The 10346-nt window shown below is 67.4% G+C and carries 9 protein-coding genes and 1 tRNA gene; 5 read left to right on the top strand and 5 right to left on the bottom strand.

The features are described from left to right. The 5 genes from V7004_RS13450 to V7004_RS13430 form a co-directional block, all read left to right on the top strand. A partial coding sequence (locus V7004_RS13450; protein WP_334144604.1) for a hypothetical protein occupies window positions 1-190 on the top strand: 190 nt, incomplete at its 5' end. 78 nt (window positions 191-268) lie between these two features. Continuing rightward, on the top strand, window positions 269-766 hold the full coding sequence (locus V7004_RS13445; RefSeq protein ID WP_334144602.1) for a hypothetical protein: 498 nt from the start codon (window positions 269-271) through the stop codon (window positions 764-766). A 74-nt stretch (window positions 767-840) separates the two neighbouring features. Beyond that, a tRNA-Met gene (locus V7004_RS13440) sits at window positions 841-917 on the top strand. 334 nt (window positions 918-1251) lie between these two features. Continuing rightward, window positions 1252-2436: a tyrosine-type recombinase/integrase gene (locus tag V7004_RS13435; RefSeq protein WP_334144600.1), complete on the top strand. Its 1185-nt coding sequence runs from the start codon at window positions 1252-1254 to the stop codon at window positions 2434-2436. A 14-nt stretch (window positions 2437-2450) separates the two neighbouring features. Next, on the top strand, window positions 2451-3128 hold the full coding sequence (locus tag V7004_RS13430) for a hypothetical protein (protein ID WP_334144598.1): 678 nt from the start codon (window positions 2451-2453) through the stop codon (window positions 3126-3128). 198 nt (window positions 3129-3326) lie between these two features. Here the strand turns inward: V7004_RS13430 and V7004_RS13425 are convergent, their stop codons facing one another. The 5 genes from V7004_RS13425 to mobF all read right to left on the bottom strand — a co-directional run bounded on the left by V7004_RS13425 (window position 3327) and on the right by mobF (window position 10218). After that, window positions 3327-5246, bottom strand: coding sequence for an AAA family ATPase (locus V7004_RS13425; RefSeq protein WP_334144597.1), 1920 nt, complete (start codon window positions 5244-5246; stop codon window positions 3327-3329). A 113-nt stretch (window positions 5247-5359) separates the two neighbouring features. Next, window positions 5360-5929, bottom strand: coding sequence for a hypothetical protein (locus V7004_RS13420; RefSeq protein ID WP_334144595.1), 570 nt, complete (start codon window positions 5927-5929; stop codon window positions 5360-5362). 139 nt (window positions 5930-6068) lie between these two features. Continuing rightward, window positions 6069-6332: a hypothetical protein gene (locus tag V7004_RS13415; protein WP_334144594.1), complete on the bottom strand. Its 264-nt coding sequence runs from the start codon at window positions 6330-6332 to the stop codon at window positions 6069-6071. 336 nt (window positions 6333-6668) lie between these two features. After that, entirely contained in the window at window positions 6669-6911 is a 243-nt protein-coding gene (locus tag V7004_RS13410; RefSeq protein WP_334144592.1) for a helix-turn-helix domain-containing protein, read from the bottom strand. A gap of 67 nt (window positions 6912-6978) precedes the next feature. After that, a complete protein-coding gene (gene mobF, locus V7004_RS13405) occupies window positions 6979-10218 on the bottom strand; it encodes a MobF family relaxase (RefSeq protein WP_334144590.1) in 3240 nt (1079 codons plus the stop codon). Window positions 10219-10346: the final 128 nt, after the last annotated feature.

The following is a 10346-nucleotide window of genomic DNA, read 5'->3' as shown; positions in this document are numbered from 1 at the left end:
GGCAGCGACCGCGTGGGCAGTCGAGGAGCTGTTCGGTCGGGGCCGGTCCCTCGCCGGGTCGATCGAGCTCGGGCTACGGGCCTGGGCGGTGGCGAGCATCGCCGGTGCCCTGCTCGTGGCGGTCGCTGGTTCCCGGGCGGGGCGGCCGGCGCCGTCGGCGAGGTCTGCCGAGGTTGGCGGCGTGCGCTGACGCCTCTCGACCGAGGCGATGTGGCTAGGGTCGTCTCACCCCGCAACCCGGCGGGCACTGATGGGTGAGGGGGGTCCGGTGAAGCACGCGGGAGACGAGAGCTACCTGCAGGAGGCGGCCAGCGACGCACTCGGCGGCGCGGAGGTGCTCGCCGCGGGCATCTTCAGCTGGCAGGGCCTGCTCGGCGCGCAGATCGCCGGAGGCACGCTCGGGGCCGTGGCCGGTGACGTCGTGAGCGACAACCCGCTGGCGTCCGGTGTCGGCGCGGCGCTCGGTGGGCGGGCCGCGGTGGAGGAGGCGGCCGCGGCCGAAGGCATGACCGTCGGGGTGCTGGTAGCAGTCACCGCCGATGCGGTGGTCGTGCTCGACTGGGACGGCGAGCGGGCCGGGAACGAGGTCCGGCGGTTCGACCGGGCGCACACCGACGTGCACGGCTCGGGCTTCGGCTTGTCTCGGGTGGTGAAGCTGCACGACACCGAGAGCGGCGAGACGTTCGCCCTGCACGGCACCGCCGCGCCGTTTCTGGCTCAGGCGAAGGCCGACAAGGTCGTGATGCATCTGCTCAGCGCAGGCTGAGCGGAAGGTGGGGCCGGCTGGTGGGCGGGCCCGGTTGGTGCGCGGCGTGGTGGGGAGTAGAGTGTTCGGTACGCCGCGGGGTGGAGCAGTCTGGTAGCTCGTCGGGCTCATAACCCGAAGGTCGTAGGTTCAAATCCTACCCCCGCCACCATCTATAAGTGCAGCTCAGAGGCCCTTTCCGGGGAACCGGGGAGGGCCTTTCTGCTGCCCAGAATGCCCGAACTTCTACACTTTTTCTACACTTTTCAGAGTGACGGGCTGGTAGTCGGTGGCACGGGCGGGTACCGGACGGCACTGGTGACCGTCGTCGAGGCTAAACGTTGGAGTCGTCGACCCCGCCGGTCCTCGGCACAAGGGTCGACCTTCGAGCGGATGGCGCGTACCCTGAGCGGTGCAGCGCCAGATGCCCATCGGATGCCCCGGGGTTCAGGCCGTGTCTGCTGCAGGGCGTCCCTTCCTCCAACCTCGAGAGAAGGGAATCCGTCATGCACGGAACCGTCACGAAGAAGGGCAACCGCTGGTACGCGGTCGTCTACGAAGGCACTGACGACGCGGGCAAGCCGAAGCGCCGCTGGATCTCCGCCGGTACGCGCAAGGCCGACGCCGAGCGCGTGCTCGCTGACCTCATCCGCAAGAAGCACGAGGGAGAACCGCTCGCGCTGCCCAAGGGGACCCTCGGGCAGTACCTGACTGAGCGCTGGCTCCCGGTGCAGGAGTCCCGGCTGCGGCGGAGCACGTTCGACGCGTACCGCCGCAACATCGACCTGCACGTGCTGCCCGCTCTCGGCCAACGCCAGCTCGCCAAGCTGTCCCCGGGTGACCTCGACCTGCTCTACGCCGATCTGCTGGCGAAGGGTCGACGCGGGAAGGGATCGGACAACAAGGGCCTGGCGCCGAAGACGGTGCGCAACATCCACGTGATGATGAACAAGGCACTGTCGGATGCGCAACGCAAGGGCCTCGTTGTGCGCAACGTCGCCAATCTCGCCGATCCGCCGAAGCTCAGCGCTCAGCGACGAGAGGACATCAAGGCGTGGGACGCCGATCAGCTGTGCGTGTTCCTCGACGCGATGGACAGCCAGCGGTTCCTCCCCGCGTTCCACCTGTCGGCTCACACCGGCATGCGGCGCGGCGAGATCCTCGGGCTGCGCTGGGGTGATGTCGACCTCGAGGCAGGTCGGGTCTCTGTCCGGCAGGCGCTCGTCTCGGTCGCGTACGAAGTGCACATCTCGGACGTGAAGACGGGAACCGGCCGGCGAACCGTCGACATCGAGGAGGACGCGATCGCCGTGCTCGAGTCGTGGCGCTCGCTGCGCATCGAGGAGCGGGGAGGCAAGGTGCCGGCCAAGACCGATCTGGTCTTCACCCGGCCCGACGGGAGCTGGCTGCACCCCGATCTGTTCAGTCAGATTTTCGATCGTGTCGTGGCCAAGCTCGACGTTCCGGAGATCACCCTGCACGACCTGCGCCACACGCACGCGACGATCCTGCTGATGAACGGAGTCCCGGTGAAGGTCGTCAGCGAACGGCTCGGCCATGCGAGCCCGGCCTTCACGATGAGTGTGTACCAGCACGTGCTTCCCGGCATGCAGGCCGAGGCCGCCGAGCTATTCGCCGAGGTGCTCCGCCAGGCCGCCGAGCGCAAGCGCGGTGGCGTGAGCGGCGACTGACGATCGCTGCGACGATGGAGCTCATGGACGAGCAGGAGTCTCCCAGCGCCGACCGGCCGCTCAACACGATCACCGTGGCCGGTCGCGAGCTCCTGCTCGTCGAGGTCGGCGGAGGTACCGAGATCCACCTGGCATCGGAGTTCGCCGAAGGCGACACCGCGATCCAAATCGACGGAATCCCCGGCGACTACGAGGACCCGACCCTCTGGGAGCAGACGACGTTGTGTGGTCGGTCGTGGCAAGGCATGGCGCCGGGCGCCGACGACCCGACGCTTCTTTGGCAGGACGCGGCGTTCGCGCCGACCTGCCGAGCGTGCCTCCGCGTCGTCGATAGCTGGCTCCCGAAGTCGGCCGCGCCAATCGGCGTGGCGTTGTTGTCCGAGGTAGTCGCCGAAGCCGTCGTCGCACGAAGCTCTACCTACGTGACCGGCGTGCCCGGTGAGCACCTCGAAGCCACCCGCCGAGCGATCCGGAAGGCGCTCCGCGATCGGGGCTTCCGCTCGAACACGCACGTCATCGACGACGTGTTGGCCGTGTGGTCCGATGATGCCTACCAGGCCCTCGATCCGGATGAGCTGGGTGTCAGCGCGGTGGCGGCGATCGAACGCATCATGTCCGGCGAGATGAGCGAAGCGAACGCGCCGTCACCGCAGGCGACCATCGCCTGGAGCACATGGGTCTCTGATCTATGAATCCGCATCGGACCGGGTCCGCGGTAGCACAGAGCGGGCGCTGCCACGGGTAGACGGGTGGTGCCAGGCGACCTTCACCGTCGGCATGCGCCGCATGGCCCGCCAGTACCTCGATCAGGCATGCCCTGGACGCGCGCTCGGTGAAGGGATCCGAGACTCGACCCGCCCCCGACAGGGGCATGTCCCAGGCCGTCAGATCTAGAGGATTCGGTTGACCCGCTCGGCCAGGTTGGAGAACCGCTCTCGCGTGGCATCGTCGATGGTCGGTACGAGGTCGGCCTGGTTGCGGAGTAGAACCACCGCCGGCCGGTAGTGGTTCAACACCCCACCTGCAATCTTGCGTCTCGCAAGCGCGCCGTTGATCTTCTTCGTGATCCGCCCTGCCTTCTTCGGCAGATCAGCAAGCGTGAGGGGGCTGCCGTCGAGTTCCTTGGCATAGGCCCGGTTCACGAGGTCCAGATAGAAGGCGGGGTCGAACAGATCCTCGATGTCGCACTCGGGCTCGCCGGTGATGTCCGACATATGGATCAGCGCGCCCTTCTTCAACTTCTGGGCTTGCTGTAGCCGCTCGACAGCCTCGGCGTCCTTCGTGCTGGAGTCGACGAGTACCGCCATGTTCAGCTGGTTCGATCCGATGAGCGAGACGAACGTCGACAACTTCCCAGCCCCGCCCACTGGCACGCGTGTCACGTCATCGTCGATCGGGGTCAGGTCGTGCTGCCGGAGATCGTCATCGAGGATGTCGAGGTAGATGAGATCGCTAGGCCCCTCCAACAGGAGGTTCTTCGGGCCGATGAACAGAGTCTGCGTAAGCGTGTACCCGAGAGCCGCCTGGAGGGGAAACACGGTCTCGTCGTCAACTCGGAACACCTCGGACGACACCTTCGTGCCCTCGTTGTCCACATCCATGACGGTTCGTGCCCGCTCGATGTGGGTGGCGTCGATCATGAAGGGCGAGTGGGTCGTGTAGATGACCTGATGCTCGGGAGCGAGGCGTTCCTCCATGTACCGAAGAAGGTCGCCCTGCGCAGTCGCGTGCAGCGCGAGTCCGGGCTCGTCGAGCAGCACGATGAGGTCGGAGGTCTTCGCTGCGTCTAGTTCGGAGAAGTAGGCCACGAAGGAGAAGAACCATACGAACCCCCGCGACCGCTCATCGAACGGAACCGAGACGCGGTGGCGGCGATTGTGGACTCGGACATGGAAAATGGGGCCCTGGTCGAGAGGAGGCTCGGCTCCTGCCTCCGGCTCCATCACTTTGAGTTCGACGGACAGCTCCTCATTCTGCGACCAGTAGTGGAACACCTCGTCGCTGATGCCGTTGGCGGTGTTCTCCAGCTCGCGGATCAGCCGCTCGTGATTCGCGGAGTCGTTGAAGTCCTCGGGCGTACCGCTACCCAGCTTGAGAAACGACAACAGCGCGCGCAGGCCGCGGACGAGAGTGCCCGAGTCGCGCTTCTCTATCAAGCGTGGGATCGAGACCTTGCCCGGCATGGTGCTGTAGTCATCGAAGTAGACGAAGGTCGGCTCCCACTTCTTCACGTAGGCGTCGATGACGTGTAGCACCAGCCGGTTCTCACGCCAGTTGCCGATCGCGGTGGCGAGCGCCTCGGCCTTGGCCGGAGGCTCCTCGAGGTCAGCGAGCGCCGCTGCCAGGCCGGCGATAGTCGTCGCTGAGTTGACCGCCTTCCCTGCCGCTGCGGCGAGGTCGAGGTCAGCTCGCAGGTGAGCTACGGCCACGCTCTCGTCGAGTTCGACGTTCATCGTTCGTGCCTTGAATCGGTAGCCCCCTTCGACCTGAACTAGCCGGGACTTCAAGACGCCGGTCCCGAGGTTCTCCTCGATCTCGCCGACCTCGTCGTCACTGAGTTCGTACTGGACTGTGGCCACGGGGATGGGACCTGTGGTGTCCTTTCGCTTCCGGGTGAGCCGGCTCGGGAAGTCAACGACCTCGTCGTAAGTGGCGGGCTCGACTGGGTGCAACTTGAACAAGGCCTGCATGAAGGCGGTCTTGCCCGACTCGTTCTTGCCGACGAGCGCTGTAATGTCCCCTTCGATATCGACCCAACCCGAGTCTTCGATGCTCCGGTAGTTCTGGACCCGAGCCTTGATGAGCTTCACGACACACACCCGCCTTTGATGCCAGTGAATCGACGTTGGACTGGCCGGTAGCCAGCTTACTGAGGGGGTGTGACAACTACACGGGTGTAGTTACAGGGTGAGAGCGTTCTGACCTAGCACTGCTTCGGCCGTCGGTAGAGGACGGCGGTCCAGAGGCGGAAGCGGATGATGTGGGTCCGGTTGCGCCAGTGGGCGCGGCTGCTCAACTCGGTCCACGTGATCGGCACACCGTCGTCGCGGAGACTGAAGGGGTCTCGGTAGCCGAGGTCCCAGAACGTGCGGACCTCGGCGACATCGGAGAGGAAGCGGCAGACGGAGTTCGATCGTTGGTGCCCTCGCAAGCCTCGGGGGGTCATGTCGTCGCCGCAGACCTCGCAATTCACGAAGTGGTCTTCGAGCTCGAGCAAGCGTTCCAAGGCGGCAAAGCCGTTGGAGCAGAACGCGGGCTCGATGCTGCGTCCGTCAGCGATCGCCGCTCGGGCAACCGTCCACCACCGGCGGCCCGAGACCCCATCGAGTGGGGATCGGACGACGATGCCCTGGACAGCGCTGTCGTGGAGGCGCATTCCGGGCCTGGGGTTGAGCAGTCGGTCGCCGCTGATTTCCGGCTTGGCCAGGACCGAAGACGGGAGGAGCGTCCGGGCGTCGTCGGCATCCTCGTTCGCGAGGAGGACTTCGGTCACCGGGCGCCGGCTCTCGGTCCACGGAATGCCACGGCATCGGCCGGCGTGGGGGACGACCGCCTTCGGGTGGAGCCAGACCTCGCATCCGTAGGGGCAGCGGGCGGTGAGGTACTCGCACTTGGTCACGGCAGCACCTCCCTCACTCGCTGTTGGCGAAGGGCTTGAACCAGTCGTTGGGATGGAGGTTGGCGATTCCCAGCTGTTGGTTGACCGGCGAGTCGGGGTCCTCGATGCCATCGAGGGCCGGGTTGTAGAGCATGAGCACGTCGGTGTCTTGGAGGAGGAGATCCTCGAGCCAGTCGACCTGATCGTCGTCTTCGTGGGCAGGGATCCGTTCGATCCAGTCCGGGTCCACCAGTTCGTCGATGTCGTCGAGCATGGAGAGGATGACGTGGACGACCATCTCGTCGGCTGTGCAGGTGGCGATCGACTCGAGCCACGGGAGTCCCTCGGCGACGCGCTTCGCGACGGTGGCGAAGCGCGAGTGAAGGCCGACTCGAACCGCTCGTCGGCGTGACGCCGAGCGAGAGGTGGGAGCGTGCTGAGGATCTCCTCGCCGAATCCCTGGTGGAACTCGTCATAGATGAGTTCGGCGATGAACCAGACCTTGGCGGCCGACCGAGGGGTCAGTTCCGAGTCGGAGTAGAGCGAAGCGAAGTCGGGAACATCGGAGACGAGCCGGATCGCGCGGACCGAGCGCCCATCAATCAGTGGTGCTTCGGGGTGCATCACGGCCTCCTCAGGCGACGTCGCGGTCGGTGGAGCCGCGGCTCGTGTTGGTCGACTCGTGAAGAAGCTGGAGCAGTGCGGAGCGGGGCACTCGAAGGGAGCGACCGAGCGCGATGCACGGAAGGCCGGAGCGTCCACCGGTGGCGCGCCACTCCCGGGTGAGCGCGTAGGCCGCGTTGCGGCTGATGCGAAGGATGGTGGCCGCCTCTTCGACGGTGAGGACCTCGGATTCGCTTGCTTCGGTGGTTTGCACAGTGGCTCCTTGCGTCGTCGAGCGTTTGCTTGACTACGCCCGAGCCGGCGCTACTTCTCGCGTTGGATCACAAGCTGATGCCGCGGTCGGGTGTCCTTGCATCCGGCTGGCCGTAGGCGATCTCCCATGCGGTCAGCTCGCCGGTGGACCGCTGGAGACGTTCGGCCACGGCCTCGTCGGCGGGTGCCGGCGGGACCTTTGGCAGGGCCTCGCCGTCGAGCGGGTCGACAGCGGCGGTGAGGTAGAGGTGGTTGGCGAGGCGACCACGCGTGATGTCGACGTAGGTTTCGGCGCGGGTGGCAGTGGCGTCGACGCGGCTGGTCGAGACGTCACTCGTCGAGCCCTGGACCGCGTAGCTGGTGAGGGCGTAGGCGAGGTCGATTCCGACTTCGCTGCGCCCGCCGCCTTTGCGGTGGTGGTCGAAGAAGCTGCGGGGTAGGTGGATCGTGCCGATGCCGTCGAAGTCGACGGTGATCCTGTCGTCGTCCTTCTTGTTGCCGTGGTGGATGGCGGTGACGGTGCCTAGCGCTCCGTTGCGCACGTAGGCCCGGCGATCGCCCTCGGGATGAAGGTCTCGGTTGGGGGCTCGGGCGGTGACACGATCGCCGACGGAGAAGTGGCGGTCGTCGCTGGCGATGATCTCGTCGGTGCCGATCTCGCCGTGGATCTGGCGGAGTTGGTGGGCAAGGCGGTTCAGCTGACGGCGGGTGGTGTTGCGCCTGTCGACCATCGGGTGGTCGTGGCCTTCGTGATGGGCGTCCCACCAGCGGGCGAGGACGTGCCGGTACATGGCGAGGTCGTCAGCCACGACGTGGAGGTGTCCGGCCCGCTGGAGGTGATCGAGGGCATCGTCGATCCGGCCGTCGCGCAGGGCTTCGGCGGCCGCCCGGTCGTTGGGGTCACGGACCCGATGGGTTGTGACCAGTTCGGGGGTGTCGCGCTCGTGGCGCTCGCAGAGCACTCGGAACATACCGCCCGCTGCGATCGCTCCGTGCTGGGCCGGGTCGCCGATGAGCCGCAACGTCGCCCCTGAGGAAGCTGCCATTCGCATGAGCTGGTCGAGGTCGCGGTCCGACAGCGTCGAGGCCTCGTCGACCACGAGCACCGTCCGGGAGTCGAGGGGGTTGGCCTGGGGGTCGTCGTGGACGAGGTACCAGGCGACCGTTTCGCACTCGATCCCGGTGGCCGCCGCGAGTGTGCGAGCGGCCTCCCCCTTGACGGCCGTGCCCACCACTCGGTAGCCGACCGCCTGCCACGCTTGAGCGGCGGCGGCCACGCTGGTGGTCTTGCCGGCGCCGGCCCGTCCGATGGCCGCTTGGAATCGGTGCCCGCTCCTGCACCACGACGAGACCATTGCGCGCTGTTCCTCGGAGAGGTGCGAGTGCGTCTCGAACGCGGCGGAAAGTGCAGCTGGGGAGACAAGGCTCGCCCCCTGGTGGAGGCCCTTGGCGACGCGAGCCATGATCCGGTCCTGCACGCCGAGCATCTCGACCGTGGTGAACATCTCGACGTCGTCGCCTCCGAGGTGGAGCACGTGGCGTGATGCCAGGAACTCTTCGGTGAGCTCCTCGAGTCGAGCGGCGCCGCAGAGCAGCGGCTGGGGTGCGGCTTCGTCGCCGACAGGGTGGTTGGCGAGTTGGACGAGGGCTTCGGCTCGGCTGAACACCGATCCGCCGTGGCAGATCCCGTCGGGCCCGGCGAGTGAGGCGAACAGGTCCTCGGCGTCGGGTTCATGGATGGGTACGTCGTGTCCGTGACAGGCCGAGATCGCCGCAGCGTCGAAGCCATGTGATTCGGCGCGTCGCCGCCAGTCGTCGACCAGCTCGGCGACGGGGGTGTGCCGCTTGGCAGGGCGGGTGCGCAGCACAATGTGCTCGATCTCGCCGGGGTGGGCGCCGCGCCCGATGGCTTCCTCCAGCTCACGGAGGGCGTCGTCGATCTCGGTGCGGCGCTTGGAGAACTCGGCGAGCACCGAGTCGCCGATGCCGTCGATCTCCCATCCGCCCTTGCGGCCAAGACGCCATCGAACTCCGAGGTGGGACGAGAGTTGGCGGCGCATCTCGGCGGTGGCCAGGGCGGAGGCGGCGTGGGTGTGGCGGTAGAGGCCCCGCGAATCGAGCGCCCGGCGTGACCCGTCTTCGAGGGTGACGGTGTTGGCAACGACGTTGTGGTGGTGGGGGAACGGATCGAGTGCCCGGGAGGTGAGGTGCCGGAAGGTCGCCACCATCCAGCCGGTGGCGGGAACGGGCTTGCCGGTGACCCGCGCCGATGCGGCATGTTGTTCGAGCCACCGCATGGCCCAGTCGTTGCCGCTCTGGATCGCGCCGAGCACCGCGGCTGATGTCTCGGGCGTGCCGACGAGGGCGAGGACGCCGAGGGACTTCTCGGTGGTGAGGGTGAGGTCGAACGCGACCCTGACCGACGGTGGGTGGCGGCGCTCCAGAAAGGCGACGAGCTCTCGACGGGTCACGATCCACTGGTTGTGGGTGCCACGGTGAGCGACGAGGTACGCGCGACGCGGGCGCCGCCCGGCAGCGAGGGTCTCCTCGATGCCGTCCCGGTGGTCTTCGTGGTGCTTGGCGATCTTGCGCATGTACCGCTGGGTGACGCCGGCCAGCCGGGCGGCCTCGCCGATCGGGAACTGGTCATCGGGTGTCCCGGTGGCCGAGAGCGCCGCCGGGCTCGTCCCGATCTCCCTGGCGTCGACGCACCGGGACAGCTCCGCTTCGGCGACCCACCGGGTTCCGTCCCGGTCCACGACCGGGACGAGAAACGAGCCCTCTGGCTGGACCGGGACGTCACCGGGAACCGAACCGGGAACTGAACCGGGAACTCCAGCGGGAAGGGGACCGAGCCGGGACAGGGCCATCCCGGTCCCGACGTCGAGCATGCGGGACGCCTCCGCCTTGGTGATGCCGAGCACGGCGGCGGCGTCGGCTTCCCCGTAGAGCAGTTCGCCCTCCGTTCCGGTGGCGGTGTGGTTCCCGGCTCCCAGCTTTGGTCGCCTCCCGGCGGATCCCTGGGCGGTGATGAGCCGTTCACCCGTGCGCGGGTCCCTCCCGGCGAGCACTCGAGCGAAGTCGGACCGTTCGACCTGCCCTGCCAGGCCGGAGGCTCGGGCCGCCTCGCCGAGCCAGCGCCCTGGCTCCTCCCCGCTGTCGGCGTAGTACCGGGACGGGCCCTCGGGGCCACCGGGACTCGGGGTTGGTTGCTCCTTGGGGAGTGGCTGGAGATACCGGACGATGGCATCGACGACCTTGGCGATGTCGCGGCTGCCGCCGCCCAGCGGGGTGATCGTGAACTTCACCGCCGGCCCGACCGGGACGGGCTCGCAGGTTTCCCGGAGGGGAACCTGCAAATGTGTGCGCGCCGGATCTGGCCTTCAATACGGCGCGATCGGGGTGGGACCGGGACGCTTCCAGGACGGGTCCTCAG

This window comes from Rhabdothermincola sp., from assembly GCF_036846205.1.
Taxonomy (GTDB): Bacteria; Actinomycetota; Acidimicrobiia; order Acidimicrobiales; family Acidimicrobilacustridaceae; genus Rhabdothermincola.
The sequence above is the reverse complement of the archived record's forward strand: the minus strand, read 5'-3'. Positions and strand labels throughout refer to the sequence as shown.

Coding starts and splice junctions, on each gene's coding strand:
- V7004_RS13415 (WP_334144594.1), bottom strand. CDS start 6,332: ATGGTCGTCCACGTCATCCTCTCCATGCTCGACGACATCGACGAACTG.
- V7004_RS13435 (WP_334144600.1), top strand. CDS start 1,252: ATGCACGGAACCGTCACGAAGAAGGGCAACCGCTGGTACGCGGTCGTC.
- V7004_RS13430 (WP_334144598.1), top strand. CDS start 2,451: ATGGAGCTCATGGACGAGCAGGAGTCTCCCAGCGCCGACCGGCCGCTC.